The following is a 26,539-nucleotide window of genomic DNA, read 5'->3' on the forward strand; positions in this document are numbered from 1 at the left end:
CCCTATCCCTTGTCCCCTCGTCGTCCGACCGACTTCGCCACGAACGGCCCGTGGAACGTGCTGCCCCGGAAGTCGAGGTGGTCGCCGCCGTACTCGGAAGGGGGAAAGGGACCCTCCTGGGAGTCGGAGTCGTCCGGGGTGCCCGGACGGGCCGTGCGGTCGCGCTGGGGCCGGTGCTTGCGCAGGATCGCGACCATCGCCGCCGCGGCCTCGTCGGCGGCGCGCGGCTGCGACCCCGACGCGTCGGCCGCCGCCTTCCCCACGTCGGCGTAGTCACTGATCCCGCGGATCACGAGTGCGTCCAGCCGATCGCTGAGGTGCGCCGCATGGGCGACGCCCGAGCCCTCCATCTCGATGGCGGCGGCGTCGTTGTAGTGGGTCCTGAGATGCTCGGCGACGTCCGACTTCGCGTCCGCCAGCACGACATCGCCGACGGCGATCGGTTTCAGGTGCACCTTGCCGCGCAGGGCGAACCGGGCGGCCTGTTCCAGGCGGTGGGAGGAACGCCAGGCCTCGGGGCGGACGTGGAAGCCCTTGTCGGTCTGTTTGCCGCCGTGGATGCCGTACACCTTCGTGCCCACCACGACGTCGCCGATCTCGATGTCGTCCTTGAGGCCGCCCGCCACTCCCACGAACAGCAGCGCCTCGGGGCGCAGCCAGGCCACGATCCGCTCGGTGAGCACGGCCGCGTTCAGGGCGCCCTCGCCCAGTTCCGCCACGGCCACGTACCAAGGGGTGTCGGCGAGCCGGCCCCGCTCCACCCGCGTCCCCGCGGGATGTTCCAGTTCCTCCGCGTCCGAGAGCCGCCGGCGCACGGCCTCGTACTCGGACGGGAGTGCGGTGAGGACCACGACGGTGGGTTCTGTCTCCGGCACACTCTTAAGGTACTGCCAAGTCGCCTGCCCAGAGGGCGTGTTGGTGCTCGCAGGAGAAGGGAGAGGCGCACGTGTCGGAGCAGGGCGTCAACGGAGGGCAGTTGCTGCTCGCCGAGTACCAGAGCGTGAAGGACGAGCAGCGGGCGCGGATCGGGTTCCGGGACAATCTGTTGTACGTGACGCTCGCGGTGGTGGCCGCCGTCGTCGCGGCATCCGCGCAGGCCAGGCAGGCCGCCATGATGCTGGCGCTGCCGCCCGTCTGTGTCGTGCTCGGGTGGACCTACCTGGTCAACGACGAGAAGATCTCCGCGATCGGGGCGTACGTCAGGGGCGAGTTGGGCCCGCGACTCGCCGAACTCGCGGGCGCCGAGGCCGCCTTCAGGTGGGAGACCGCCCATCGCGGCGACGCGCGCAGAGCGTCGCGCAAGGTCATCCAGTGCGGGGTCGATCTGCTCGCGTTCTGTCTCGTGCCGCTCGCGGGGCTGGTCGTGTACTGGGCGAGCGGCCAGGTCTCCGCCGGGCTGGTGGTGCTGTCGGTCGCCGAGGCGCTGGCGGTCGCGGGTCTGGGAGTCCAAGTGGTGCTGTACGCGCAACCTTTCGCCGCGCCGGCGGGTCCACCTTCTGTGAGTTGACGGCCATTGGTCCGTTTCACGCGTCTGGGGGGAGACGTCATGCCGGACGACGAGGGGCGAGGGTTTGCCGCGAGTGTGCGCCGTTTCTTCCGGTGGCCGCGGGCGGTCCCGCGAGGTCCCGCGCCGGTCGTGCCGCTGGCCCGCGTGGGGCTCTTCGGCGTCGCCGCGGGGGCGGGCATCGCCGCCCTCGGGTGGGGTGACCAGGTGGTGCTGATGGCGCTCGGTCCGGTGTACGCGATGGCCGACGACGTGCTCAAGGGCGTGCGGCACCGGTGGCCGGGCTTCGCCGTCGGCCTGGCGGCAGGCTGGGGAACCGTGGTCCTCGTGCGGGCGACGACCGCCGTCCCGGCCGACCCCGACTGGGCCGACTGGCCCGCCCTCGCCGCCGGGAGCCTGGTCGCCCTCGCCGCCTTCGTGGCGGTCACCCGCCTGCCCGACCGCCGAGAAGGCACACATCCGTAGTCATGTCCCGTTGGGACTCATGTCCCGGTGAGCCTCGTGTCTCGCTGGGACATCTTCGGGTGTACGGTCGGAGGCATGAAGGCCAAGGAGCCCACCGAGCCCGCCGAGGGCGCCGTCGAGGACCGCAGAGCGCGCAAGGCGCGGCTGACGCGCAACGCGCTGGCCGCCGCGGCGCTCGACCTGATCCTCGAGCACGGCCTGGAGGACGTGACCGTCTCCGCCGTCGCGGAGCGCGCCGACGTCACCCGCCGCACGTTCAGCCGCCACTTCGTGGGCAAGGAGGACGCCGCCCTCGACTTCGTCCGGGGTGACGGCGCCCGCATCAACGCCTGCCTGCGGGACCGGCCCGCCGACGAGCCCCCGCTGCTCGCCTACCGGCGGGCCGTGCGCGACTGGCTCGCCGACCGGGCGAACCCGGCCTGGCACCTGCGCCCCGACATGCGCAGACTCCTCGCCCTCCTGGACAGCGAACCCGCGCTGTTCGCCGCGTACGAGCGCATCCGCGTCGACGCCCAGGAGGAGTCGATCCGCATCATCGCCGACCGGCTCGGCACCGACGACGTCCAGGACGTACGCCCCGCCGTCGTCGTCGGCGCGGCCGCCGGCGTGCTCACCGCCGCACTGCGCCTGTGGGCGCGCGGCACCCGCGACCACGCCGACGACTCCGCCGCCGCGGACCTCGCCGCCCTCGTGGAACGGGCCTACGACGCCCTGATGGACGAGGCGGAACTCGCCGCCTCGCCCGGCACCCCTCGCACAGCAGGAAAGTGACCAGCATGAGCACCACCGCACCCGCCGCCCCCGTCACCGACTACTCCACCGAGTTCTCCGGCAGGACCGCCCTCGTCACCGGCGCCGCCTCCGGCATCGGCCTGGCCACCGCCCGCCGCCTCGGCCACGGCGGCGCGAACGTCGTCATCGCCGACTACGACGCCGAGGGCGCCGAGAAGGCCGCCGCCGAACTCCGGACCGACGGGATCCTCGCGTCCGCCGTCGCCGTCGACGTGACCCTCCCCGAGTCGGTCGAGGCGGCCGTGCGGTTCGCCGTCGACACCTTCGGCGGACTCCACCTCGCCGTGAACAACGCGGGCATCGGCGGCCCGGTCGTCCCCACCGGCGATTACGACATCGACGCCTACAACCGCGTCGTACGCACCAATCTCGACGGCGTCTTCCACTCGCTGCGCTACGAACTCCCGGCCATCGAGGCGGCCGGCGCGGGCGGGGCCGTCGTCAACGTCGCCTCCATCCTCGGCTCGGTGGCCTCCGCGGGATCGTCCGCGTACGTCGCCGCGAAGCACGGCGTCGTCGGCCTGACCAAGACGGTCGCCGCCGAGTACGCCCCCAAGGGCATCAGGGTCAACGCCGTCGGCCCCGGCTTCATCGACACCCCCCTGCTGAAGGGGATGGACCGGACCCAGTACGACGGGCTGGTCGCCCTGCACCCCGCCGGCCGCCTCGGCCGCGCCGAGGAGGTCGCCGAACTGATCGTCTTCCTGCTCTCCGAGCGCGCCTCGTTCGTCCACGGCAGCTACCACCTCGTCGACGGCGCCTACACCGCCGTCTGAGCCGCCCGCCGTACGAAACCCCCGCAAGGAGCACCACCATGAAGGCACTTCAGTACCGCACCATCGGCGCCGCCCCCGAGGTCGTCACCGTCCCCGACCCCGAACCCGGCCCCGGACAGGTCCTGTTGAAGGTCACCGCCGCCGGCGTGTGCCACTCGGACATCGCGGTGATGAGCTGGCCCGCCGAGAACTTCCCGTACCCGCTGCCGCTCACCCTCGGGCACGAGGGCGTCGGCACCGTCGCCGCCCTCGGCGCCGGTGTGACCGGACTGCGCGAGGGCGACGCCGTCGCCGTGTACGGGCCGTGGGGGTGCGGGATCTGCGCCAAGTGTGCGGAGGGCAAGGAGAACTACTGCCTGCGCGCCGATGAACTCGGCATCCGCCCCCCGGGACTCGGCGCGCCCGGATCCATGGCCGAGTACCTCCTCGTCGACGACCCGCGGCACCTCGTGCCCCTCGACGGTCTCGACCCGGTCGCCGCGGTCCCGCTGACGGACGCGGGACTGACGCCGTACCACGCGATCAAGCGCGCACTGCCCCGGCTGCTGCCCGGCTCGACCGCCGTGGTCATCGGCACCGGCGGCCTCGGCCACGTCGCCATCCAGCTGCTGCGCGCCATGACGGCGGCTCGTGTGATCGCCCTCGACGTCAGCGAGGACAAGCTCGCCCTCGCACGGCAGGTCGGCGCCCACGAGACGGTCCTGTCCGACGCGGACGCGGCGGCGAAGGTCCGGGAGATGACCGCGGGCGTCGGCGCCCAGGCGGTCTTCGACTTCGTCGGCGCGGAGCCGACCGTACGGACCGCCGGTGCCGTCGCCGCCGTCGAGGGCGACATCAGCATCGTGGGCATCGGCGGCGGCGCCCTGCCCGTCGGCTTCGGGGCCCTGCCCTTCGAGGTGTCCGTCAGCGCGCCCTACTGGGGTTCCCGCGGCGAACTGATCGAGGTCCTCGACCTCGCGCGTGCCGGTGCCGTCTCCGTCCGCACCGAGACGTACTCCCTCGACGAGGCACCCCTCGCCTACGAGCGCCTGCACGCGGGCAAGGTCAACGGCCGGGCCGTCATCCTCCCCAACGGCTGACGCGGCCGCCCGGTCAGCCCTTGACCCAGCGGTACTGCAACTCCGGCCGCCCCACCTGACCGTACTGCGGAGCACGCGCCGCCCGCCCGGCCTCGACCAGGTGCTCCAGATAGCGCCGGGCCGTGATCCGGGAGATTCCGACGGCCTCGGCGACCCCGGCCGCCGTCAGTCCGTCGGCGCAGTCCCGGAGGACGACGGAGACCCGCTCCAGGGTCGGGGCGCTCAGCCCCTTGGGAAGGGCGGCCGGACCGGGGGCGCGCAGGGTGGCCAGGGCGCGGTCCACCTCGTCCTGGCCGCTCGCCTCGCCGGCCGCCGCGTGGAACTCGGCGTAACGGACCAGCCGGTCGCGCAGGGTCGCGAAGGTGAACGGCTTCAGCACGTACTGCACCACACCGAGCGACACCCCCTCGCGCACGACGGCCAGATCCCTGGCGGACGTCACCGCTATCACGTCCGCGTGGTGACCGGCGGCGCGCAACGAGCGGGCCAGTTGCAGCCCGTGCACGTCGGGCAGATGCAGATCCAGCAGCAGCAGGTCCACCGGAGTCCGGTCCAGCGCGCGACGGGCCTCCGCGCCCGTGTGGGCCTTGCCCACCGCGGTGAACCCGGGCACCCGCCCGACGTACATGACGTGCGCGTCGGCGGCGACCGGGTCGTCCTCGACGACGAGCACGCGGATCGGGTCGGTCATGCGTCGCCTCCGGGCAGAGCGGGCTGGGCGGCCTCGGGCCGCGCGGGCCCGGGCACGGTGGACATTGTGGACCGCTCGGCCGGCGGCACCGCGGGCAACGGCAGCCGCACCTCGAACTCCGCCCCGCCCCCGGCCGCCTCGCGCACCGTCAGCCTGCCCGCGTGACGCTCCACGGTCTGCCGTACGAGCGCCAGCCCCAGACCGCGTCCGCCGGGTCCCGCCGGCTTCGTGGTCCAGCCACGCTGGAAGAGCTGTTCGGCGTGCGCCGGATCCACCCCGGCACCGGTGTCGGCGACCCGCATCACCAGCACGGACTCGTCGGTGAACGCCGTCACCGTGACCCGGGCACCGGTCGTCCCCTGCGCCGCGTCCACCGCGTTGTCGATCAGATTGCCCAGGACGGTGACCAGGTCCCGGGAGGGCAGGGAATCCGGGAGCAGACCGTCGTCGATGGCGCTGTCGTCGGACACCACCAGCTCCACACCCCGTTCGTTCGCCTGCGCCGCCTTGCCGAGCAGCAGCGCCGCGAGGACCGGCTCACTGACCGCCGCCACCACCTGGTCCGTCAGCGCCTGCGCCAGCTCCAGCTCCGCCGTGGCGAAGTCGACGGCCTCATCGGCACGGCCCAGCTCGATCAGGGACACCACGGTGTGCAGGCGGTTCGCGGCCTCGTGCGCCTGGGACCGCAGAGCCTGGGTGAAACCGCGCTCCGAGTCGAGCTCGCCCGTCAGGGCCTGGAGCTCGGTCACGTCGCGCAGGGTGACCACCGTGCCACGGCGTTCACCACCGGAGACCGGCGACGTGTTGACGACCAGTACGCGGGACGCGGTCAGATGCACCTCGTCGACGCGCGGCTGCGCGGACAGCAGCGCGCCGGTCAGCGGAGCGGGCAGTCCGAGGTCCGCCACCGAACGGCCCACCGCCTCGTCACTCACGCCGAGCAGCTCCCGCCCGCCGTCGTTCATCAACGCCACCCGGAACTGCCCGTCCAGCATCAGCAGTCCCTCGCGCACGGCGTGCAGCGCGGCCTGGTGGTAGTCGTGCATGCGGCTGAGCTCGGCGGCGTTCATGCCGTGCGTGGAGCGGCGCAGCCGGGCGTTGATCACGTACGTGCCGATGCCGCCGAGGACCAGGGCGCCCGCCGCGACCCCGACGAGGGCGGTGACCTGGTCCTGGACCCGCTTGGTGATGGCCTCGACCTTGATGCCGGCACTGACGAGCCCCACGATGCGGCCGTCGTCCCGGATCGGGGTGACGGCGCGGACGGACGGGCCGAGCGTGCCGGTGTAGGTCTCGGTGAAGGACCGGCCCGCCAGTGCGGGACCGGTGTGGCCGAGGAAGTGCTGGCCTATCCGGTTCTCGTCCGGGTGGGTCCAGCGGATGCCCCGCGGGTCCATGATCGTGACGAAGTCGACGCCGGTGTGCCGCTGCACCCGCAGCGCGTACGGCTGGAGGTCCTTCGAGGGGTCCTCGGTGCGGATCGCCGCGTGCACCGAGGGCGCGTCCGCCACGGAGCGCGCCACGCCCATGGCCTGCCGGCCCGCGGACTCCTCGGCCTGGCTGCGGTCGCTGACGTAGGTGAACAGCGCGTACCCGGCGACGAGCACCGCTATCAGCACGGCCTGCATCGCGAAGAGCTGCCCCGCCAGGCTGCGAGGGCGCGGGGCGCGGACGAAACGCATGCCGTCAGTCTGCCTCGGCCTATAAGCGTGAACTAAATGTACGCAAGGGTGACCGCCCTCACAGCCCGGGAGATAGTCACCGCATCGCCCGGGAGTCCACGCCTCCCGGATTCCCCGGACGTGAGCCGCACGCCGGGTTCCGCCGGACGTGAGCCGCACGCCGGATGATGCCGACGACGTCGTCAAGGAGGGCAGCCGTGGCCAGTACATCCCCAACGGCACCTGCCGCACCCGCTGTGAAGCGGGACCGTACGCACTACCTCTACATCGCCGTGATCGCCGCGGTGGGCCTCGGCATCGCCGTCGGGTTCGCCGCGCCGGACTTCGCCGTGGAGCTCAAGCCGCTCGGCACGGGCTTCGTCAACCTGATCAAGATGATGATCTCGCCGATCATCTTCTGCACGATCGTGCTCGGCGTCGGCTCGGTGCGGAAGGCCGCCAGGGTCGGCAAGGTCGGCGGGCTCGCGCTCGGCTACTTCATCGCCATGTCCTTCGTGGCGCTGGCCATCGGCCTGGTCGTGGGCAACATCGTCCACCCGGGCAGCGGGATGCACCTGACCGAGGCCGTGAAGGGCGTCGGGCACACCCAGGCCGAGGCCGCCGCCGAGGGGCCGGTCGACTTCCTGCTCGGGATCATTCCGACCACGTTCGTGTCGGCCTTCACCGAGGGCCAGGTGCTCCAGACGCTGCTCGTCGCGCTGCTCGTCGGCTTCGCCCTGCAGGCCATGGGGCGCCAGGGCGAGCCGGTGCTGCGGGGCGTCGAGCACATCCAGAAGCTGGTCTTCCGCGTCCTGGGCATGATCATGTGGGCGGCGCCCGTCGGCGCCTTCGGCGCGATGGCCGCGGTCATCGGCGAGACCGGCATGGACGCGCTCAAGGCGCTGGCCACCATCATGTTCGGCTTCTACATCACCTGCTTCCTCTTCGTCGTGATCGTGCTCGGCACGCTGACGAAGCTGGTGGCCCGGGTCAGCCTCTTCCAGCTGCTGAAGTACCTGGGCCGTGAGTTCCTGCTGATCGTGTCCACCTCGTCGTCCGAGTCCGCGCTGCCGCGGCTGATCGCGAAGATGGAGCACCTGGGCGTCAGCCGCCCCGTCGTCGGCATCACCGTGCCGACCGGCTACTCCTTCAACCTCGACGGCACGATGATCTACCTGACGATGGCCTCGCTGTTCATCGCCGACGCGATGGACCAGTCGATGAGCATCGGCCAGCAGATCGGGCTGCTGCTCTTCATGATGGTCGCCTCCAAGGGCGCGGCCGGTGTCTCGGGCTCCGGCATCGCCGTCCTGGCCAGCGGTCTCCAGTCGCACAAGCCCGCCCTGGTGGACGGTGTCGGCCTGATCATCGGCATCGACCGCTTCATGAGCGAGGCCCGCGCCGTCACCAACTTCGCGGGCAACGCGGTGGCGACGCTGCTCATCGGTACGTGGACGGGTGAGGTCGACAAGGACCGCGTCAACCGTGTCCTCGCCGGTGAACTGCCCTTCGACGAGCGGACGTTGCTGGACGACGACAGCGCCGGCCGGAACGAGCTGCCCGAGCAGGGCGGCGAGAAGGAGCTGGCGAAGGCGTAGGACTTCCGCGAACAGGGCGTGCCTTCCTGAACGGGGCGCGCCCTGCCGACGGGGGCGTCCGCCCGATCGGGCACGCCCCCGAGGTCGCCGAGCGGCCGGGTTCTTCCCCCGTGGACCCGGCCGCTCGGTGCGTCAGGCGCTCAGTTCGGCCACCAGTTCGGTGGCGCGCGAGGCGGGCACGCCGGCCGTGGTCAGGATGGTGACCGCGGCGGAGCGGCCCGCCTCCCGCGTGGGCAGCAGTCCGTCGTTCACGGCCTCCATCAGGGCGAACAGTGTCTGCTCGTGCACGTAGGCCAGTGCGTACGGCGGCAGCGGCGACTCGAAGACGCCCTGGTCGAGGCCCCGTTGCAGGATGTCCGCGCAGGATTCGCGGACGGGGGTGAGGCGGTCCCGGATGCCCTGCATGGTGACGCTGCGCTGGGCGAGGGCGACGAGCAGCCGGTAGCGGTCGGCGATCTCCCAGACGGCGAGCGTGGAGCGGACGAGCGACTCGGCCGGGTCGGTGACGCCTTCGCGGCCGGCCGCGTGTGCCGCCGCCACCGAGTCCACCGCCTCGTCGACGAGGTCGCTGATCAGGGCCTCACGGTTCTGGAAGTGCCCGTACACCGTGCGCCGTACGACGCCCGCGGCCCGTGCGATCTGGTCCATGGACGCGTCGGGGTCGCGCAGCAGCTCGGCGAGGGCGACGTCGAGGATGCGGCGGCGGTTCACGTCCGCGCGGCTGAGGTTACCCGTGGTCATGAATGCCATTCTGCCTGCCCTTCGCCGGCCCCCGTCCGTCGTGCGCCGACCTCCCGTCCTAGGCCCTGTCGTCAAATTCCCGTCTGCCCCTCGACGTCATGCACGCACTCTCGCCGCACCGGGCACAGACCCAAGTACATCCAGTACGAGGGCCTGTGCCCGGCACGCCGAGAGCACGCACCTGACGCCGCAGGGCCCGCCCTCCGGGCGGACGACGGGAATTTGACGACAGGCCCTAGCTTGATCTTTAACCTGTGCGGCGGGGTCGTGGGGTGGTTGGCTTCTTCGTCCGCGGCTTCGTCGCCGGTGTTTTGCGGGGTGTGTGCACGTCGTGGCGGGGTGTGGGCCGGGTGTTCTTTCTGCCTGGAGGTCGTCCGGGGCCTGGATGGGAGGGTTTCGGTGCTTGGGCTGGGCAGCTGGTCTTGGGGCGGATGTGCCGAAAGTCGCGGCGGACTCGGGCGGGGGTGAGTCTGTCCGGCGGGGTCGGCTGCTCCCAGGGCCGACGTAGGTCGGCTGCCAGCGTTCGGGCGAGCCGCAGTTGGGTGTAGCCGGCGAGGATCAGCCATGTCCATCGGTCGGCCGCCTCGGGGCTGCGGATCTTCGGGGAGGTCCAGCCGAGGGTCTGCTTGAACAGGCGGAAGGTGTGCTCGATGTCGAAGCGTCGCAGGTATGCCTGCCAGAGACGGTCGGCGTCCGCCGGGGTGGCGTCGGTGCCTGACCACCACAGCCAGACCGGCTTCGGGGTTGCTCCGCTGGGCAGGTGGCCGATGTCCAGGCGGATCACCGTCCCTTCGACGATGGGGAGGGTGCCGTCGGCGGCTGCCCAGGAAGAGCGGTGGGTCAGTTTGGGGTGGAGTCGGTTCCAGGAACGGGCCCTGGCGGTGCCGTAGAGACGTGTGTCGGTAACCGTTTCGGTGTCCGCGGTGCCCCAGGTGTCAGGCTGCCCGAAGACGAACTCGCCGCCGTGCCGCGGCGGTCGGCCCTGGGTGTGTGGGAGCCGCGGTGGGACAGCCCTGCGCAGGACGCGGTCGGATCGCATCCTGGCCAGCACCTGGACCGGCAGGTCACTCAGGAGGAAGCCGAGGCGGGGTGCGTCGTATCCGGCGTCCGCGACGATGAGGATGTCCGGGTCGCCCGTCTGCCACTGCCCTGCGGTGATCAGTCGCTGAAGCAGATCGCGCAACTGCCGGGCGGTGACCGTGGCGGTGTCGTCTTCGGGCCTCAGACGCAGTGCGTCCAGCGGTGCGGTCCATGAGCTGCGGCCCGGCTCGAGCGCGCAGATGATCGAGTAGGGCCAGCCGGGGACCGGGATGTGCTGGTCCTTGCCCCGGCCGTAGGTGTGGCACAGGATGCGTTCCGGTGAGGTGTGGGCGTCGGGCCGCAGCCAGCAGGTGACATCGACAGCCAGGACCAGCCGGCCGTCGGCAGCCCGCGGCAGTGGCACTGCGGCCAGTGCCCGTCGCAGCCCGCCGGCATCGATGCGTCCACGAGCCACTGCCGCGTAGAGCCCTCCATGGCCGCGGCGGTGTTCACCCACCAGTGACAGCTCGGCCAGCGATCTCACCGGCCCGTCGCCGCACAGAACGGCATCAGCCAGCTCGAACAACGTGTCCGAACGAGCGGTCAGACAGGCGTAGAACTCGCCCCGGAAGCATGACAGTTGTGCCAATGCCTCCGATCGGGCGTTGTGATGCAGCAGACTCATCTTCACGGCCTTCGTGCTGGACGTGTGTGTTCCTTGGTCGGAACACATGTTCAGCCGAAGGCCGCTTCTGCGTACGGCGGTTACCGAACCGAGTGATCAAGTTCGACGCACCATTCGACATCGAGCGTTAAAGATCAAGCTAGGGCACAAGGCCTCCACCTCCTCGATTTGCACAGCACTGTGCAACGCCGTACATTGCACATCGTTGAGCAAATACACAGTGCTGTGCAAGTGGATCTCGCTGTACACGTGTCCGCGCCGGCCGACCGCCGTGCGCGTCGACCGAGGAAAGGGCGACCCGTACCCATGCGTCTCGTCATGAACGAACCCGTCGAGAGGATGGAGCGTCCCTACGCCCGGCGCTGGTGGGCGCTCCTGGTGCTCTGTCTGAGCCTGCTGATCATCGTGATGGCGAACACCGCCCTCACGGTCGCGGCGCCCGACATGACCCAGGACCTGGGCCTGTCCAGCGCCGATCTGCAATGGGTGATCGACGGCTACACCGTCCCGTACGCCGCGCTGATGCTGCTGCTCGGCGCGATCGGCGACAAGTACAGCCGCCGCGGCGCCCTGATCCTCGGGCTCGTCGTCTTCGGGGGCGGCGCCGTCGCCGGGTCGCTCGTCGACGGCTCCACCGGGGTGATCGCGACCCGCGCCGTGATGGGTGTCGGAGCCGCGCTGATCATGCCCGCGACCCTCTCCCTGCTCGCCGCGACCTTCCCGCGCGCGGAGCGGGCCAAGGCGATCACCCTGTGGACCGCCACCGCCGGACTCGCCATCGCGGCGGGCCCGCTGGTCGCCGGAGCGCTTCTGGAGCACCACGGCTGGTCGTCCACCTTCCTCATCAACGTCCCGATCGCCGCGGTCGCGATCGTCGGCGCCCTCGTCCTCGTGCCGCCGTCCAAGGCCGCGCACCAGCACCGCATCGACTACGTGGGCGGCCTGCTGTCGGTGGTCTGGATCGGCTCGCTGGTCTACATGATCATCGAGGGTCCGCACTTCGGCTGGGGCGTCAACGCCCTCACCGCCGCGGTCGTCGCGGGCGTCGGCCTCACGCTGTTCGTGGTGTGGGAACTGCGCCATCCGCGGCCCGTGGTCGACGTGCGCCGTTTCGCCGACCGCGGCTTCGCGGGCTCGAACCTCGCCGTCGCGCTTTTCTTCCTGGCCGTCTTCGGCGCCTTCTACTACCTCACCCAGCACCTCCAGTTCGTCCTCGGCCACGACGCGCTGGACACCGGGGTGCGCATGCTGCCGCTCGCCGGGGCCGTCTTCGTCGGCTCGGCGCTCACCGGCTACCTCACCCCGCGCGTCGGCATGAAGATCACGGTGACCGCGGGCATGGTCGGCGGCACCGCGGCGCTCGCCCTGCTCACCCGGGTCGACGCGGCATCGTCGTACGGCGACCTCGTCCTGCCCCTCGTGGTCCTGGGACTCGCGATCGGGCTCGCCCTGTCGCCCTGCACGGACGCCATCATGGGCGCGTTCCCCGAGTCCGACCTGGGCGTCGGCGGCGCGGTCAACGACACCTCGCTGGAACTCGGCGGCTCGCTCGGCATCGCCATCCTCGGCTCGGTCCTGTCGAGTGCGTACTCCTCGCACCTGTCGGACGCGACGGCGGGCAGCAAGCTCCCGGCGAACGCCCTGTCCACCGCGCAGGATTCGGTCGGTGCCGGATACGCCGTCGCCCAGGGCATCGGGGACAAGGCCCGCCAGGCCGGTGAACAGGCCGCCCACGCGGGCAGCCCCGAGCAGGCCGCGCAGTTGAAGGCCCAGGCCGGCGAACTCGCCGAGGGAGCACGGCAGATGGCGGACGCGGTGGGCTCGTCCTTCGCGGACGCGGTGGCACACACCAGCCTCGTCGGAGCGGTGATCCTGGGCGTGGGCACGGTGCTCGTCGCCTTCCTCCTGCCCCGGAAGGCGCGTACGGCGGCCGAGGGTCCCGGAGCCGGAGCCGGAGCCGAGACCGAGACCGAGACCGAGGACGAGACCGAGGACGGCGCCACGCAGGGCGCGCCCGACAGTGCGGCCGAGGAGACGGACGCGCCCGAGCCCGCGAGCGGAGCCCGTCGCTGACCCTTTCTTGAACATCCGTTCGGAACCGTGACCCTGAGGGCCGCCGTCTCGTAGGACATGCATCACCGTGCCGTGCCGGTCGGACCGGCACGGCACGGCACGTTCGGCAAAGGACACGGAGCATGAAGATCGACTGGGACCGGCGCACCTGCGCCCGGCGCGGTCACGTCACGTACGCCCCCGACGAGCGCGCCCTGCGCGAGCGGCTGCGCGCCGAGACGGGTCTCGGCGAGGCCTGGCGCTGTCTGCGCTGCGGCGACTTCGCGCTCGGCGACCCGCACGGCTCCGGGCCCGCCGACGAGGCCCCGCTCGTACCGCGTGGCAAGGTCCTGCGCGATCTGTTCATCCTGCGCTTCCTCGCCGTCGAGCGGGCCGTGCGCGGGGTGTTCATCGTGCTGGTCGCGGCGGCCGTGTGGAAGTTCAGCAACAGCCAGGACTCGGTGCGCCGGCTCTTCGACGAGTACCTCGACGTCTTCCGTCCGGTCTTCCGGCACTTCCACTACGACCTCGACCACTCACCCGTGGTCGGCACCGTCCAGAAGACCTTCGGCTACCGGCACTCCACCCTCGTGCTGGTGGCCGTGCTGCTCCTGGTGTACGCGGCGATCGAGCTCGTCGAGGCGGTCGGCCTCTGGTACGCCAAACGCTGGGCGGAATACCTCACGGTCGTCGCCACCGCCGCCTTCCTCCCGCTGGAGATCTACGAACTCACCGAGCACGTCAGCTGGTTGAAGATCACCACGCTGATCCTCAACATCCTCGCGGTGCTCTACATCGCCCTGGCCAAGCGGCTGTTCGGACTGCGTGGCGGACACCGGGCGTTCGAGGCGGAGCGGCACAGCGCCTCGCTGCTGGAGGTGGAGGAGTCGGCGGGCCTCGAACCCGCCCACGCGTAGCGGCGCCGTGCCGTCCCGTCGCGGCGCGCCCCGAGCCCTCGCGCGGGCACGGGGCCGCCCGCGGGACTCCGAGGCCGCCGCATGCTTACCTTTGGGTCAGTAGCTGACCAAATAGTCGGTACTTGTGGGAAGTTGTCCCCCCGACCAGCATGGCCGGCATGACGAACGACCTTGAGAACACCTCTGCCGCCTCTGTCGCCGTGCTGGGTCTGGGTGCCATGGGACAGGCCCTCGCCGCGGCCTTCCTCCGCGCGGGGCACCGCACCACCGTCTGGAACCGCTCGCCCGGCAAGGGCGACGACCTCGTCGCGCAGGGCGCCCGCCGCGCGGACAGTGCCGCGGAAGCCGTCCGCGCCGCCGAGCTGGCCGTCGTCTGCGTCGTCGATCACGGCGCGGTGCGGGCCGTCCTCGACGCCACCGCGGACGAGCTGCCGGGACGCGTCCTGGTGAACCTGACGTCGGACACCCCCGAGCGCGCCCGCGCCACCGCCGCCTGGGCGGACGAGCGCGGCATCGACCACCTCGACGGCTCGATCATGGTCCCGGTCCCGGCGATCGGCGGACCCGACGCGCTGGTCTTCTACAGCGGGCCGCGGGCGGCGTACGACAAGCACGAGAGCGCGCTGACGGCGCTCGGCGGGCGGCCCGCGTACCTGGGCGAGGAGCCGGGCCTCGCCGCCGTGTACGACTTGGCGCTGCTCGACTTCTTCTACTCCAGCATGGCGGGACTCGTGCACGCCTTCGCGTTGGCCGGGGCCGACGGCGTCCCGGCCGCCTCGCTCGCCCCCTACCTGGACACCATCGCCGCCATCCTGCCGCCCATCGCGGCCGGCACCGCCGAGGACATCGACGCGGGCCGCTATCCCGGCGCCGCCGCGAACCTCGCCATGATGGCCGCGGGGGCGGGCCATGTGCTGGAAGCCGCCGAGCACCGCGGCCTCGACGTGAGCACCCTGCGCTCGGTCAAGGAGATCGCCGACCGTGCCGTCGCCCGCGGTCACGCGGCCGACAGCTGGGCGAGCACCGTCGAGGTCGTGCGGGGGTGACCGGCCGGGCGGCGCGCCCCGGCGCCCTGGCGGGCCCTACCGGCCCGTCGTCGCGTCGAGGCGGGCCAGCTCCTGCGGGGTCAGGACCAGGTCGGCCGCCGCGGCCGAGTCCCGGATCGTCTCGGGGCGGCTCGCGCCCGGGATCGGGATCACGGCCGGCGACCGCGCCAGCAGCCAGGCCAGACAGACCTGCTGGGGGCTGACCCCGCGTTCGCGGGCCACCGCGTGGAAGGCCCCGAAGGGGCCGGACTCCGGCCCGCTCCCCGCCGCGGACGGCGCCGTGGGCGGGCCGTCCAGGGAGCTGCGCGAGATCCCGCCCAGCGGGCTCCACGGCAGGAAGGCGATGCCCAGCTCGGCGCAGAGCCGCAGCACGTCCTCACTGTCCCGGACCGCGGGCGAGTACTGGTTCTGCACCGAGACCAGCCGGTCGCCGAGGATCGCACGGGCGGCGCGGATCTGGGCGGTGGTCGTGTTGGAGATGCCGGCGAGCCGGACGGTGCCCTCGTCGAGGAGTTCGCGCAGGGCGCCGACGGACTCCTCGAACGGCACGGACGGGTCGGGCTTGTGCAGCTGGTAGAGGCCGATCGCGTCCACCCCGAGGCGCTTCAGCGAGGCCCGCGCGGCCGACTTCAGATGACGCGGCGAGCCCGTCACCGTCCAGCTGCCGTCGGCGGGTCTGCCGCGTCCGCCCTTCGTGGTCACCAGCACGTCGCCCGAGTCGCCGCCGTACGTCGCCAGCGCGCGGGCCACCAGCCGCTCGTTGTGGCCGGGTTCGGCACCGGGCAGATGGTAGGAGTCGGCCGTGTCGAGCAGGGTCACGCCCGCGTCCAGAGCGGCGTGCACCGTGGCCAGGGCCCGCGCCTCGTCCGGGCGGCCCTCGATGGACAGCGGCATCGCGCCGAGGCCGATCGCGCCGACGCTCACCTCTCCCAGAGTGCGGTGGCGCATGTCAGCCGTTCTCCTTTCCGAGTGTCTCGGCGACCGCGCGCGGCAGCCAGTCGTCCGTCCCGCCGAAGGTGAAACCGAGCTTCGTGGCCCGGGAGTTGTCCATGCCGTAGGAGCGGGCGAACGAGAACGGGGAGACCTCCCCGACCTCGACGCTCCGGAAGACGGTCCGGCCCCCGGGGACGTGGACCGCCACCGCCGCGCACAGCTCCTCGGTGGTGAGCACCCCGTGGGAGGCGGCGTTCACCGGGCCGGTGAAGTCCTGGCCCGCCACCCAGACGAGGAAGTCCGCGATCTCCTCGACATGGACGTAGGTCGCCGGGCGGTTCACGGCGGGCACCGCGATCGGATCGCCCGTGCGGATGCGGTCGGCGTAGTGGTCGAGGCGCCCGGTGAAGTCGTCGTCGCCGCCCAGCACATGGGCGACGCGGACGGCCACGTACGGGAAGGCGGGACCGGACGCGAGGACCGCCTCGGCCTGCCGCTTGCCCTCGCCGTAGTGCGTCTCCAGGAACTCGGGGTCGTCCCAGGGCAGCGTGAGGTCGACGGCGACCGTACGGGGATCCACGGCGTCCTCGCCCACGAGGTCCGCCGAGTCCTCGTACTCGTACACCTCCACGGTCGACGTCATCACATAGCGCCGGGTGCGGTCCGCGAAGACGCGCCGCGCGATCCGGGCCTGCCGCGGCGTGTAGCAGACCTGGTCGATCACGACGTCGAACGTCCGCGAACCCAGCGCGTTCTCCAGGGACTTCTCGTCATTGCGGTCCGCGACGAGATGAATTGCCCCGGCGGGCGGTGCCGACGACCCCCGGTTGATCACGGTGACCCGGTCTCCCGCGGCCAGCAGCCGGGCTATCAGACGCTTTCCGAAATACCGGTTTCCGCCGATGACGCATATCTCGCGCATGACGAACGCCCCCCATCCGCTTCGCATTCCGTGTACCCCGGCGTGCTTCGAAGCCTTCGGCGCGCCGGTCCTTGTGGTGATAATTCTCCCGTCGTACGCAGGAGGTCTGAAGGGGGAGACATGGGAGATCCGGCCGAGGCACAGAAGGAACCACGGCATCTGCGCGCAGCCGCCAACGAAACGTCGGTGGCCTTCGACGCGCTCGACCGGCAGATCCTGGAGCAGCTCCAGAGCGACGGCCGGATCAAGCTCAGCGAGCTCGGCCGCCGCGTCCGGCTGAGCCCGGCGGCCGTCGCCGAACGCGTCCGCCGCCTGGAGTCGGCCGGCGCCATCACCGGCTACGGCGCCCATGTCTCGCCGCCCCGCCTCGGCTACGGCATCCAGGCCTTCATCCGGGTCAATCCGCACGGCGGCTACACCCTCAAGCACCCAAGGACGCTGGAGCTGCTGGAGCGACCCGAGGTCGTCGAGGTCCACCACGTCGTCGGCGAGGACTGCTGGATCCTCAAGGTGGCCGTCGAGGACACCATCCACCTGGAGGAGATCCTGGAGCAGACCTCCGCGCTGGGGCGTACGACGACGTCGATCGTGCTGTCCTCCCCGGTGGAGCGGAAGCCGCTGCTGCCGCCGGCCTGAACCCGCGGCGGCCGGGCCGGCTCCGGACGGGCCGGTCCGGCGCCCGGAGGGTTTGCCTTGACGTCGGCGTCAAGGACTACCGTCGCAGGCATGCGAATCGGCGAGCTGGCGGCACGCGCCGGGACGACCACCCGGACCCTGCGCTACTACGAGTCGCGGGGGCTGCTGCCCGCGCGGCGCGGCGAGAACGGGTACCGCACCTACGACGAGCACGACCTGCGGCTGCTGCGGCAGATCAGGACGCTGCAGGACTTCGGGTTCGACCTGGAGGAGACGCGCCCCTTCGTGGAGTGTCTGCGGGCCGGCCATCCCGAGGGCGACTCGTGTCCCGCGTCGCTCGCGGTCTACCGCCGCAAGCTCGGTGAGCTCGACACGCTGATCGAGGAGTTGCGGTCGGTGCGCGCGCAGGTCGCCGGGCAGCTGGTGCGGGCGGAGCAGGCGCGGGACGAGCTGGCGGCCGAGTCGCGGGTTCCGGGCGGCCCGGAACCGGAATGCGAACTGGGAGGGCAGACGTGGTGATCAAGGCGGCGGGTGTGGCCGAGGTGACGGACGCGGACTTCGAGGCGGAGGTGATCGGGGCGGACCTGCCCGTGCTCGTGGAGTTCACGGCCGACTGGTGCGGACCGTGCAGGCAGCTCGCCCCGGTGCTCGGCGACATCGCCTTCGAGGAGGGCGACCGGATCAAGATCGTCCAGCTGGACGTGGACAGGAACCCCGAGACGACCGTCGCGTACGGCGTGCTCTCGATGCCCACGCTCATGGTGTTCCGCGGCGGGGAGCCGGTGAAGTCGATGGTGGGCGCCCGGCCCAAGCGACGGCTGCTGGAAGAGCTCGCCGACGTGCTCTGACCGAACCCGGCGAACGAGCCCGCATCCGGGCAGATATACGAGAAATCCCCCTGGCGATTGCGCTCGGGGGATTTCTTTGCGTATATTCGATGGTTCGCGACTTCAGGAGAATTGAGTCGCGGAGAAGTTCACTGGCCACAGTATATCCGGGCGGGAGCGGAATTGTCAAACAGGGGCTCACACACAGAATTTCCCGACGATGAATTGCGGAGAGAGCAGGAATTCATCGACGGGCTGTACGCGCGCGTGGACGCCCTGCGCGGGGTCACCGAGGCGTCCGTCGAGGACGCGCTCGCCCAGGGCAACACGCCCATGCAGGCCCGGCTCGAACGGGACGTGCTGGTCGCCGAGCGCTCCGGCCTGCTCGCCGCGCTGAACGCCGTCGACGGATCGCTCTGCTTCGGCCGCATCGACCTCGCCCCCGACCCCTCCTCCTCGCCCGGGCAGGGGGAGTCCCCGTCAGGGGTCAGCCACCACATCGGCCGCATCGGCATCCGCGCCGACGACACCGAACACACCCCGATCCTCATCGACTGGCGGGCCCCGGTCGCCCGCCCCTTCTACCTGGCCACCGGCCACACCCCGATGGGCCTGCGCCGCCGTCGGCACATCACGACCGAGGGCCGGCGGGTCACCGGCCTGCACGACGAGATCCTCGACCTGGGCGACCGCGAACGCACCGGACACGAGGACCCCACCGGCGACGCCGTACTGCTCGCCGCGCTCAACGCGGCCCGTACCGGCCGCATGAGCGACATCGTGCAGACCATCCAGGCCGAGCAGGACCGGATCATCCGCGCGCCGCACCGGGGCGTGCTCGTCGTCGAGGGCGGGCCCGGCACCGGCAAGACCGCCGTGGCCCTGCACCGCGCCGCCTACCTCCTCTACGAGCACCGCGAGCTGCTGGCCAAACGCGCCGTCCTCATCGTCGGCCCCAACCCGGCCTTCCTCGGCTACATCGGCGAGGTGCTGCCCTCGCTCGGCGAGACGGGCGTCCTGCTCGCGACCGTCGGCGAACTGTTCCCCGGTGTCCACGCCACGGCCGGCGACACCCCCGAGGCCGCCGCCGTGAAGGGCCGCGCCGACATGGCCGACGTCCTCGCCGCCGTCGTCCGCGACCGCCAGGCGCTGCCCGACCCGGTCATCGCGATCGAGCACGACCGGGACGTCCTGATGCTCGACGCGGGCCTCGTGCAGGTCGCCCGCGAACGCACCCGCGAGGCCGGGCTGCCGCACAACGTGGCGCGCGAGCACTTCGAGGGCCACATCCTCAACACCCTCACCGACATGCTCGCCGAACGCATCGGCACGGACCCGTTCGACGGGTCCAACCTCCTCGACCCCAGCGACATCACGCAGATCCGCGACGAACTGGCCGAGAACCCCGAGGTCTGGTCCGCGGTCGACCAGCTGTGGCCGCGGCTGACACCGCAGCGCGTCGTCGCGGACTTCCTCGCCGCCCCCGAGACCCACCTCGGCGAACAGGACGCCGCCGCCGTCCGCCGGCCCGTCACCCGGGAATGGACCACCGCGGACGTCCCCCTCCTCGACGAGGCCGCCGAACTGCTCGGCGAGGACGACCGCGTCGCCCGTGCCCTCGCCGACCAGGAGCGCCGCACCCAGGTCGCCTACGCGCAGGGCGTGCTCGATGTGTCGTACGCCTCGCGGACGTACGAGTTCGAGGACAAGCACGAGGAGGACTCCGAGATCCTCTCCGCGCACGACATCATCGACGCCGAACGGATGGCGGAACGGCACGAGGAGGACGACCACCGCAGCGCCGCCGAGCGGGCCGCCGCCGACCGGACCTGGGCCTTCGGCCACATCATCGTCGACGAGGCGCAGGAACTGAGCCCGATGGCCTGGCGGTTGCTGATGCGCCGCAGCCCCACCCGGTCGATGACCCTCGTCGGCGACCCGGCACAGACCGCGGAGTCGGCCGGGGTGGGCTCCTGGGAGGAGATCCTGGCCCCCTACGTGGAGGACCGCTGGGAGCACACGCGTCTCGCCGTCAACTACCGGACCCCGTCGGAGATCATGGAGCTCGCCGCGTCCGTGGTCCGGGCCGAGCAGCCCGGCTTCGAGCCGCCGCGGTCCGTGCGGTCGACCGGGGAACGGCCCTGGGTGCGGGACGCCGGCGCCGATCTGCCCGGAGCCGTCGCCAAGGCGGTGGCCGAACTGACCCCGGCCGAGGGGCGGCTCGCGGTGATCGCGCCGCGCCCGTTGCACGGCGCGCTGGCCGAGCGGCTGGACGGGGTCACCGCGGGGGCCGAGCCCGACCTGACACGGGACGTGGTGCTGCTCGATCCGCGGCAGGCCAAGGGGCTGGAGTTCGATTCCGTGCTCGTGGTCGACCCGGCGTCGTACGGCACGAGCGACCTGTACGTCGCGCTGACCCGCGCCACCCAGTCGCTGGGCGTGCTCCACACGGGGACGCTGCCCCGGTCCCTGAGCGCACCCGAACCGGCCTGAGCGGCCGCGTCGTCGAGCGCCGGACGGCCGGAACCAGGCCGTCCGGCGGTCGATGCCGCTACCGGGCCCAATCGCAGTGCACCTCCCTTTAGGGCGGTGGTGAAGCGATTCTGAGAAGTGCTCTAACCCGCAGTTCAGAGCGGACGACTCTGCTATTCGATGTGCTGACGGACGGTCGACAGCGGAGCGCCGCCGACCGATCCGGCGAAGTGGGAGCCGGACCATAGACGCTGTGCCCGCCAGTAGTGCCGGACCAGTTCGGGCTACGGTGATGGGCATGCAGTTGAGGTACAGCTTCCGCCTGTACCCGAACGGTCCTCAGCGCTCCGCACTGGCCCGGGCGTTCGGGTGTGCGCGGGTGGTCTACAACGACGCGCTGCGGGTTCGTGAGACCGCCCGTGCCGCAGGTGGGGCATTTCCCAGGACCGGGGACCTGTCGAAGCTGCTGATCACCCAGGCCAAACGCACCCCCGAGCGGGCATGGCTGGCCGACGTGTCCGCCGTAATCCTCCAGCAGTCCCTGCGGGACCTGGACACCGCGTACCGGAACTTCTTCGACGGCCTGAGGGGCAAGCGCCCGCGCATGGGTGCGCCCCGGTTCAAGTCCCGCAAGGACAACCGGCAGGCCGTACGGTTCACCGCCAACGCCCGCTGGAAGATCACGACCGGCGGGGATCTGTCGTTGCCGAAGATCGGCGATGTCCGGGTGAAGTGGTCCCGTTCTTTGCCCTCGGTCCCGTCCACGGTGACCGTGGTCAAGGACGCAGCCGGCAGGTACTTCGCCTCATTCGTGGTGGAGACCGGGCTGGATGAGACGCTGCCCGGGACGGACGACGTGGTCGGCATCGATCTCGGCCTGACCCACTTCGCGATCCTCTCGGACGGCACGAAGATCGAATCCCCGCGCTTTCTGCGCCGGGCGGAGAAGAAGCTCAAGCGGGAACAGCGCCGCCTGTCTCGCAAGGCCAAGGGCTCCCACAACCGTGCCAAGGCGCGGATCAAGGTCGCCCGCGCTCATGCGCAGGTGGCCGACGCGCGGCGCGAGTTCCACTACCAGCTCTCAACGAAGATCATCCGCGAGAACCAAGCGGTTGCTGTTGAGGACCTGGCGGTCAAGGGACTCGCGCGTACGCGCCTGGCCAGGTCCGTGCATGACGCCGGCTGGTCCGCGTTCGTCACGATGCTGGAGTACAAGGCCGCCCGGTACGGGCGCACCTTCCACCGCATCGGACGGTTCGAGCCGACCTCTCAGGTCTGCTGCGTGTGCGGTGTCAAGGACGGCCCCAAACCCCTCCACATCCGCTTCTGGCAGTGCCAGGAGTGCGGGGCCGTCCTCGACCGGGACATCAACGCGGCAGTGAACGTCGCCAAGGCCGCCGGACTGGCGGTGTCAGCCTGTCGAGCGCAGGTAAGACCGGTACGTGTACCGGCACAGCGCGATGAAGCAGGAACCCACCGAGACGGTCAACCGACCGTGGTAGGGATCCCCGGCCTTTAGGCCGGGGAGCGGAAGTCAAGCGGGCCGGAGCCAGATCGTGGCGAGCGGGGGCAGGGTCAGCCGGATGCCGGCCGGGCGGCCGTGCGCCGGGTGGGGTTCGGGTTTGACGGGGTCGGGGTTCAGGACATCGCTGCCGCCGTAGCGGCCGGCGTCGGTGTTGAGGACTTCGTGCCAGGCGGGAACGTCCTCGGGGACGCCGATGCGGTAGCCGTGCCGCACGACGGGGGAGAAGTGCGAGACGGCGAGCAGGGGGGTGCCGTCGGCGTCGTACCGCAGGAAGGCGAGCACATTGTCCTCGGCGGCGTCTCCGGCGATCCAGCTGAACCCGGAGGGCTCGGTGTCGCGCTGCCACAGCGCGGGCTCGCGGCGGTAGACCGCGTTCAGCTCGCGGACGAGGTCGCGGACACCGCGGTGGTCGGGTTCGGCGGGATAGGCGGGATCGAGCAGCCACCAGTCGGGGCCGTGTGCCTCGGACCATTCGGCACCCTGGGCGAACTCCTGCCCCATGAAGAGGAGTTGCTTGCCGGGGTGGGCCCACATGAAGCCGAGGTAGGCGCGCACGGTGGCCCGCTGCTGCCACCAGTCTCCGGGCATCTTGGAGACCAGTGAGCCCTTGCCGTGGACGACCTCGTCGTGCGAGATGGGCAGGACGTAGTTCTCGCTGTAGGCGTACACCATCGAGAAGGTCATCTCGTCGTGGTGGTACCTGCGGTGGACCGGATCGTGGGCCACATAGCCCAGCGAGTCGTGCATCCAGCCCATGTTCCACTTCAGCCCGAAGCCCAGCCCGCCGAATCCGCCCGGACCGTTGTGGTGGGTGGCGCGGGTGACACCGTCCCAGGCCGTGGACTCCTCGGCGATGGTGACGACGCCGGGGTTGCGGCGGTAGACGGTGGCGTTCATCTCCTGGAGGAAGGCGACCGCGTCCAGGTTCTCGCGTCCGCCGTGCTCGTTGGGGACCCACTGCCCGGGCTCGCGGGAGTAGTCGAGGTAGAGCATGGAGGCGACCGCGTCGACGCGCAGGCCGTCGATGTGGAACTCCTCGCACCAGTACACGGCGTTGGCGACGAGGAAGTTGCGGACCTCGTGCCGCCCGTAGTCGAACTCGAGGGTGCCCCAGTCGGGGTGGGCGGCACGCAGCGGGTCGGCGTGCTCGTACAGCGGACGCCCGTCGAATTCGGCGAGGGCCCAGTCGTCGCGGGGGAAGTGCGCGGGCACCCAGTCCATCAGGACGCCGATGCCGGCCCGGTGCAGGGCGTCGACGAGGTACTTGAAGTCGTCGGGCGTGCCCAGCCGTGCGGTGGGGGCGTAGAAACCGGTCACCTGATAGCCCCACGACCCGCCGAAGGGATGCTCCGCCACCGGCATCAGTTCCACATGCGTGAAGCCCAGGTCCGACACGTAGGCGGGGAGCTGCTCGGCGAGCTGGCGGTAGGTGAGACCGGGGCGCCAGGACGGCAGGTGCACCTCGTACACGGAGAACGGCGCCTCGTGCGTCGCCCGCAGCCCCCTGCGCGACATCCACTCCGCGTCCCGCCACTCGTGATGGGACGCGTGGACGATCGACGAGGTACGGGGCGGTGTCTCGGTGCGCCGGGCCATCGGGTCCGCGCGCAGCGTGCGCGTCCCGTCCGGGCGAGTGATCTCGAACTTGTAGAGCTCGCCCTCGCCGATCGCGGGCACGAACAGCTCCCACACCCCGGAGGAGCCGAGCGACCGCATCGGATGACCCGTGCCGTCCCAGAAGTTGAAACCGGCGGCGAGACGCACCCCGCGCGCGTTGGGTGCCCACACGGTGAACCGCGTGCCGGTCACGCCCTGGTGGACCATCGGCTCCGCGCCCAGGGCCCGCCACAGCTCCTCGTGCCGGCCCTCGCCGATCAGGTGCAGGTCGAGTTCGCCCAGCGCGGGCAGGAAACGGTACGCGTCCTCGGTCTCCTGGACCGTCTCCTCGTACGCCACGAGCAGCCGGTACGACGCGGGGACGTCACGCAGCGGCAGCAGTCCGGAGAAGAACCCGTCCCCGTCGTCCTGCAGTTCGGCGCGCAGCCGGTCCGTCACGACGGTGACCCCGAGCGCGTACGGGCGGAAGACGCGGAAGGCCACGCCGTCCGGCACCGGATGGGCTCCGAGCACGCCGTGCGGATCGTGGTGGGTGCCGTCGAGCAGCCGCTCCCGGTCGCCGGGGCCGACGCCCGGGAAGAAGGGCACGGGGTCGGCGACGGGTCCCGGCGCCTGCTCCGGGATGCGGGCCGGTTCCGGGACCGGTGCCGGGGCCGCGGTCCCCTCCGGGCGGGGAAGCTGCCTCGGGACCTTCGCGGAGCTCGTGGACTTCCGCGTCTTCGCGGCCTTCGGCGCCTTGCCCGCGGCGGACTTCCCGGCCGCCGCCTCGGCCGCGCCCTTCCCGGCCGCGGTCTTCCCCTTCGCGTCCCTGGCCGCGGCCGGCCCGGCAGCCCCCGCAGCCCCCTTCGCCGCCCCGGAATCCTTGGGGGTCTTCCCGGCCGCCGTCGGGCCGGCCGCCGTCTTCTTGGCGGCAGCCGACTTCTTCGCGCCGGACTTCTTCGCGCCGGTCTTCTTCGGACTGTCGTCGGACGGAGGGCGGGGCGTCACGGGCAGGGCCTCCTCGGCAGGATCGGGTGACATCGCGGGACCAGGTGGATCGAAGGAACCAGGGGAGTTCGAAGGGAGGAGCGGGGTTCAGGGCGACGCGGCCAGCCGGCGCACCGCCGCCATCGGCACCGGCAGCCAGTCGGGCCGGTGCCGGGCCTCGTACAGCACTTCGTAGACCGCCTTCTCCGTCTCGTACGCCCGCAGCAGGACGGGGTCGGTGCGCGGGTCGACGCCGGCGGCCTCCGCGTAGCCGGTGCAGTACGCGGCGCGGCAGGCGTCGGCCCAGCCGGGTATCAGGGAGGCGGGCGCACCGGTGGCGCCCGGGGCACCGGGGACCGAGTGGGCGGCGTAGTCGAACGAACGGAGCATGCCCGCGATGTCACGCGCCACGGGCTGCGGCATCCGGCGCTCGGCGAGCGGCTTCGACGGCTCGCCCTCGAAGTCGATCAGCGACCACTCCCCGGTGGGGGAGCGCAGACACTGCCCCAGGTGCAGATCGCCGTGGATGCGCTGCGCGGTCCAGGTGTGTCCCTCGCCGGCCAGATCGGCCAGCGCCTCGAACGCGGTGAGCAGGCCGGGCGCGTACGGACGCAGGGCGGGCACCGCCTGCGCCGCCGCCTCCAGACGCTCGGTCATGCCGTCGACGAGCAGCTCCATCTGCGCGCGGCCCAGCGTCACCGTGGGCAGCGTACGGGCGAGCGCCGTGTGCACCTCGGCGGTGGCCCGGCCCAGCGCACGCGCCTCGCCGGCGAAGTCCTCGCCCTTGGCCAGTTCGCGCAGCGCCAGCTCCCAGCCGTCCGACGCGCCCTGGACGAACGGCTGGAGCACACCGAGGACGGACGTCTGTTCGCCCAGGTCCGCGAGCATCCACGCCGCGGGGGCCGGTACGCGCGCGCAGCCCGCCCGGGACAGCGCCAGCGGCAGTTCCAGATCGGGATTGGTGCCCGGCACGATCCGGCGCAACAGCTTGAGAATGAACGTATCTCCGTAGACGATCGACGAGTTGGACTGCTCCGCCGTCATCAGGCGGGGCACCAGATCCCTGCGGATCTCCTGGCGCGTGTCGCGCTCGAAGCGGAGCTCGCCGACCCGGGCCCGGCTGCGCAGCGCTTCCAGCAGCAGCCCGGCGGGGCGCGGGTCGTACAGCGCCTCGTACACGGTGCGCCCGGCCAGCGGCCCCCCGTCCGGATGCCCGATCAGCGCGGGCGCGAGCCGCGGCGGCAGCGCCTCCCGGACACCGATGAGCAGTTGGTAGCAGTCGCCCGGCTGCGGGGCGGCACCCTGCGCCGGAGTGAACGGCTGATGTGCGCGTAAGAGAAGGTGGAGCAGGCCCGCCTTCGCCCCGGGCGGCAGCAGTTCCACCGCCGAGACCAGCGAGAATCCGGTCACCGGACGCCCCTTGCCCGCGAACCAGCGCTGCCGCGGCAGCCACTCCCGCAGCAGTGGATCGAGGGACGCGAGGAGCTCGGGGCGTGCGACGGGGGCCGTTGCAGAGTGGGTTGCGGCTTCCGACATGGCGTCGCGTCCTTTCCCCGGAGTCGGGGTGTTACTGATGCGTGCCCAGGGCGGGGCGGGGGAAACCGCCCCGCCGCC

The 26,539-nt window shown here is 71.7% G+C and carries 23 protein-coding genes and 1 pseudogene; 14 read left to right on the forward strand and 10 right to left on the reverse strand.

Features of this window, described 5'->3' with window-relative positions; genetic code table 11:
* Positions 1–2: 2 nt before the first annotated feature.
* Positions 3–875: a 5'-methylthioadenosine/S-adenosylhomocysteine nucleosidase family protein gene (locus ACSYGO_RS31530; protein ID WP_460388501.1), complete on the reverse strand. Its 873-nt coding sequence runs from the start codon at positions 873–875 to the stop codon at positions 3–5.
* Positions 876–946: 71 nt separating this feature from the next.
* Between ACSYGO_RS31530 and ACSYGO_RS31535 the strand changes: the two genes are divergently transcribed.
* The 5 genes from ACSYGO_RS31535 (at position 947) to ACSYGO_RS31555 (ending at position 4,616) form a co-directional block, all read left to right on the forward strand.
* Entirely contained in the window at positions 947–1,507 is a 561-nt protein-coding gene (locus ACSYGO_RS31535) for a hypothetical protein (protein WP_426682136.1), read from the forward strand.
* Between the two features lie 39 nt (positions 1,508–1,546).
* On the forward strand, positions 1,547–1,969 hold the full coding sequence (locus ACSYGO_RS31540; protein ID WP_460388502.1) for a hypothetical protein: 423 nt from the start codon (positions 1,547–1,549) through the stop codon (positions 1,967–1,969).
* Positions 1,970–2,044: 75 nt separating this feature from the next.
* Positions 2,045–2,740 (forward strand): TetR/AcrR family transcriptional regulator, encoded by a 696-nt coding sequence (locus tag ACSYGO_RS31545; protein WP_432189578.1) that lies wholly within the window; start codon positions 2,045–2,047, stop codon positions 2,738–2,740.
* A gap of 5 nt (positions 2,741–2,745) precedes the next feature.
* The gene (locus ACSYGO_RS31550; RefSeq protein ID WP_426682139.1) at positions 2,746–3,537 is read left to right on the forward strand and encodes an SDR family NAD(P)-dependent oxidoreductase; all 792 of its coding nucleotides are present in this window, start codon (positions 2,746–2,748) and stop codon (positions 3,535–3,537) included.
* A gap of 38 nt (positions 3,538–3,575) precedes the next feature.
* Positions 3,576–4,616: an NAD(P)-dependent alcohol dehydrogenase gene (locus tag ACSYGO_RS31555; protein ID WP_460388505.1), complete on the forward strand. Its 1,041-nt coding sequence runs from the start codon at positions 3,576–3,578 to the stop codon at positions 4,614–4,616.
* A 13-nt stretch (positions 4,617–4,629) separates the two neighbouring features.
* Here ACSYGO_RS31555 and ACSYGO_RS31560 read toward each other — a convergent pair whose 3' ends face one another.
* Together ACSYGO_RS31560 and ACSYGO_RS31565 are read right to left on the reverse strand one after the other, a co-directional pair.
* Positions 4,630–5,307 (reverse strand): response regulator, encoded by a 678-nt coding sequence (locus ACSYGO_RS31560; RefSeq protein ID WP_359501689.1) that lies wholly within the window; start codon positions 5,305–5,307, stop codon positions 4,630–4,632.
* Positions 5,304–6,989 carry an ATP-binding protein gene (locus ACSYGO_RS31565; protein ID WP_460388506.1) on the reverse strand — a complete coding sequence of 562 codons (1,686 nt, stop codon included), beginning with the start codon at positions 6,987–6,989 and terminating at the stop codon, positions 5,304–5,306. Before ACSYGO_RS31565 ends, ACSYGO_RS31560 begins: the two co-directional genes overlap by 4 nt.
* 164 nt (positions 6,990–7,153) lie before the next feature.
* On the opposite strand from ACSYGO_RS31565, the gene ACSYGO_RS31570 reads away from it, so the two are divergent.
* On the forward strand, positions 7,154–8,566 hold the full coding sequence (locus ACSYGO_RS31570) for a cation:dicarboxylate symporter family transporter (RefSeq protein ID WP_426682142.1): 1,413 nt from the start codon (positions 7,154–7,156) through the stop codon (positions 8,564–8,566).
* A 132-nt stretch (positions 8,567–8,698) separates the two neighbouring features.
* Here the strand turns inward: ACSYGO_RS31570 and ACSYGO_RS31575 are convergent, their stop codons facing one another.
* On the reverse strand, positions 8,699–9,316 hold the full coding sequence (locus tag ACSYGO_RS31575; RefSeq protein WP_460388508.1) for a TetR/AcrR family transcriptional regulator: 618 nt from the start codon (positions 9,314–9,316) through the stop codon (positions 8,699–8,701).
* Positions 9,317–9,554: 238 nt separating this feature from the next.
* The gene (locus ACSYGO_RS31580; RefSeq protein WP_460388510.1) at positions 9,555–11,012 is read right to left on the reverse strand and encodes an NF041680 family putative transposase; all 1,458 of its coding nucleotides are present in this window, start codon (positions 11,010–11,012) and stop codon (positions 9,555–9,557) included.
* Between the two features lie 306 nt (positions 11,013–11,318).
* On the opposite strand from ACSYGO_RS31580, the gene ACSYGO_RS31585 reads away from it, so the two are divergent.
* The 3 genes from ACSYGO_RS31585 to ACSYGO_RS31595 all read left to right on the forward strand — a co-directional run bounded on the left by ACSYGO_RS31585 (position 11,319) and on the right by ACSYGO_RS31595 (position 15,027).
* Positions 11,319–13,085, forward strand: a complete 1,767-nt coding sequence (locus ACSYGO_RS31585) for an MFS transporter (RefSeq protein WP_460388512.1) — start codon at positions 11,319–11,321, stop codon at positions 13,083–13,085.
* Positions 13,086–13,207: 122 nt separating this feature from the next.
* Positions 13,208–13,981 (forward strand): DUF2127 domain-containing protein, encoded by a 774-nt coding sequence (locus tag ACSYGO_RS31590; RefSeq protein ID WP_426682145.1) that lies wholly within the window; start codon positions 13,208–13,210, stop codon positions 13,979–13,981.
* A 149-nt stretch (positions 13,982–14,130) separates the two neighbouring features.
* Entirely contained in the window at positions 14,131–15,027 is an 897-nt protein-coding gene (locus ACSYGO_RS31595; RefSeq protein ID WP_460389787.1) for an NAD(P)-dependent oxidoreductase, read from the forward strand.
* 36 nt (positions 15,028–15,063) lie between these two features.
* On the opposite strand, the gene ACSYGO_RS31600 is transcribed toward ACSYGO_RS31595, so the two are convergent.
* Together ACSYGO_RS31600 and ACSYGO_RS31605 are read right to left on the reverse strand one after the other, a co-directional pair.
* The gene (locus tag ACSYGO_RS31600; RefSeq protein WP_460388514.1) at positions 15,064–15,975 is read right to left on the reverse strand and encodes an aldo/keto reductase; all 912 of its coding nucleotides are present in this window, start codon (positions 15,973–15,975) and stop codon (positions 15,064–15,066) included.
* Between the two features lies 1 nt (position 15,976).
* Positions 15,977–16,882 (reverse strand): NAD-dependent epimerase/dehydratase family protein, encoded by a 906-nt coding sequence (locus tag ACSYGO_RS31605; RefSeq protein ID WP_460388516.1) that lies wholly within the window; start codon positions 16,880–16,882, stop codon positions 15,977–15,979.
* Positions 16,883–17,002: 120 nt separating this feature from the next.
* Between ACSYGO_RS31605 and ACSYGO_RS31610 the strand changes: the two genes are divergently transcribed.
* From ACSYGO_RS31610 to ACSYGO_RS31625, 4 genes are all read left to right on the forward strand, one after another.
* Positions 17,003–17,518, forward strand: a complete 516-nt coding sequence (locus ACSYGO_RS31610) for an Lrp/AsnC family transcriptional regulator (protein ID WP_432176163.1) — start codon at positions 17,003–17,005, stop codon at positions 17,516–17,518.
* 90 nt (positions 17,519–17,608) lie between these two features.
* A complete protein-coding gene (locus tag ACSYGO_RS31615) occupies positions 17,609–18,037 on the forward strand; it encodes a MerR family transcriptional regulator (RefSeq protein WP_460388518.1) in 429 nt (142 codons plus the stop codon).
* On the forward strand, positions 18,034–18,366 hold the full coding sequence (gene trxA, locus ACSYGO_RS31620; protein WP_432176166.1) for a thioredoxin: 333 nt from the start codon (positions 18,034–18,036) through the stop codon (positions 18,364–18,366). The genes ACSYGO_RS31615 and trxA overlap by 4 nt, the downstream gene beginning before the upstream one ends.
* 144 nt (positions 18,367–18,510) lie before the next feature.
* A complete protein-coding gene (locus tag ACSYGO_RS31625) occupies positions 18,511–20,838 on the forward strand; it encodes a HelD family protein (protein WP_460389788.1) in 2,328 nt (775 codons plus the stop codon).
* A 152-nt stretch (positions 20,839–20,990) separates the two neighbouring features.
* Here ACSYGO_RS31625 and ACSYGO_RS31630 read toward each other — a convergent pair.
* Positions 20,991–21,101: pseudogene (locus ACSYGO_RS31630) on the reverse strand (IS200/IS605 family transposase); the annotation flags it as partial.
* A gap of 14 nt (positions 21,102–21,115) precedes the next feature.
* Between ACSYGO_RS31630 and ACSYGO_RS31635 the strand changes: the two are divergent.
* Positions 21,116–22,336, forward strand: a complete 1,221-nt coding sequence (locus ACSYGO_RS31635) for an RNA-guided endonuclease InsQ/TnpB family protein (RefSeq protein WP_460388520.1) — start codon at positions 21,116–21,118, stop codon at positions 22,334–22,336.
* 15 nt (positions 22,337–22,351) lie between these two features.
* On the opposite strand, the gene glgB is transcribed toward ACSYGO_RS31635, so the two are convergent.
* Entirely contained in the window at positions 22,352–24,946 is a 2,595-nt protein-coding gene (gene glgB, locus ACSYGO_RS31640) for a 1,4-alpha-glucan branching enzyme (protein WP_460388522.1), read from the reverse strand.
* Between the two features lie 87 nt (positions 24,947–25,033).
* Positions 25,034–26,461, reverse strand: coding sequence for a maltokinase N-terminal cap-like domain-containing protein (locus tag ACSYGO_RS31645; protein ID WP_426682151.1), 1,428 nt, complete (start codon positions 26,459–26,461; stop codon positions 25,034–25,036).
* Between the last annotated feature and the right edge of the window lie 78 nt (positions 26,462–26,539).

This window comes from Streptomyces krungchingensis, from assembly GCF_054729265.1.

What these genes read in the sequence shown, in the direction of transcription:
- ACSYGO_RS31635 (WP_460388520.1), top strand. Translation starts at nt 21,116, where the DNA reads ATGCAGTTGAGGTACAGCTTCCGCCTGTACCCGAACGGTCCTCAGCGC.
- ACSYGO_RS31595 (WP_460389787.1), top strand. Translation starts at nt 14,131, where the DNA reads ATGGCCGGCATGACGAACGACCTTGAGAACACCTCTGCCGCCTCTGTC.
- ACSYGO_RS31560 (WP_359501689.1), bottom strand. Translation starts at nt 5,307, where the DNA reads ATGACCGACCCGATCCGCGTGCTCGTCGTCGAGGACGACCCGGTCGCC.
- ACSYGO_RS31545 (WP_432189578.1), top strand. Translation starts at nt 2,045, where the DNA reads ATGAAGGCCAAGGAGCCCACCGAGCCCGCCGAGGGCGCCGTCGAGGAC.
- ACSYGO_RS31550 (WP_426682139.1), top strand. Translation starts at nt 2,746, where the DNA reads ATGAGCACCACCGCACCCGCCGCCCCCGTCACCGACTACTCCACCGAG.
- ACSYGO_RS31610 (WP_432176163.1), top strand. Translation starts at nt 17,003, where the DNA reads ATGGGAGATCCGGCCGAGGCACAGAAGGAACCACGGCATCTGCGCGCA.
- ACSYGO_RS31580 (WP_460388510.1), bottom strand. Translation starts at nt 11,012, where the DNA reads ATGAGTCTGCTGCATCACAACGCCCGATCGGAGGCATTGGCACAACTG.
- ACSYGO_RS31645 (WP_426682151.1), bottom strand. Translation starts at nt 26,461, where the DNA reads ATGTCGGAAGCCGCAACCCACTCTGCAACGGCCCCCGTCGCACGCCCC.
- ACSYGO_RS31575 (WP_460388508.1), bottom strand. Translation starts at nt 9,316, where the DNA reads ATGGCATTCATGACCACGGGTAACCTCAGCCGCGCGGACGTGAACCGC.
- ACSYGO_RS31605 (WP_460388516.1), bottom strand. Translation starts at nt 16,882, where the DNA reads ATGCGCGAGATATGCGTCATCGGCGGAAACCGGTATTTCGGAAAGCGT.
- ACSYGO_RS31540 (WP_460388502.1), top strand. Translation starts at nt 1,547, where the DNA reads ATGCCGGACGACGAGGGGCGAGGGTTTGCCGCGAGTGTGCGCCGTTTC.
- ACSYGO_RS31570 (WP_426682142.1), top strand. Translation starts at nt 7,154, where the DNA reads ATGATGCCGACGACGTCGTCAAGGAGGGCAGCCGTGGCCAGTACATCC.
- ACSYGO_RS31615 (WP_460388518.1), top strand. Translation starts at nt 17,609, where the DNA reads ATGCGAATCGGCGAGCTGGCGGCACGCGCCGGGACGACCACCCGGACC.
- ACSYGO_RS31555 (WP_460388505.1), top strand. Translation starts at nt 3,576, where the DNA reads ATGAAGGCACTTCAGTACCGCACCATCGGCGCCGCCCCCGAGGTCGTC.
- ACSYGO_RS31590 (WP_426682145.1), top strand. Translation starts at nt 13,208, where the DNA reads ATGAAGATCGACTGGGACCGGCGCACCTGCGCCCGGCGCGGTCACGTC.
- ACSYGO_RS31585 (WP_460388512.1), top strand. Translation starts at nt 11,319, where the DNA reads ATGCGTCTCGTCATGAACGAACCCGTCGAGAGGATGGAGCGTCCCTAC.
- ACSYGO_RS31565 (WP_460388506.1), bottom strand. Translation starts at nt 6,989, where the DNA reads ATGCGTTTCGTCCGCGCCCCGCGCCCTCGCAGCCTGGCGGGGCAGCTC.
- ACSYGO_RS31600 (WP_460388514.1), bottom strand. Translation starts at nt 15,975, where the DNA reads ATGCGCCACCGCACTCTGGGAGAGGTGAGCGTCGGCGCGATCGGCCTC.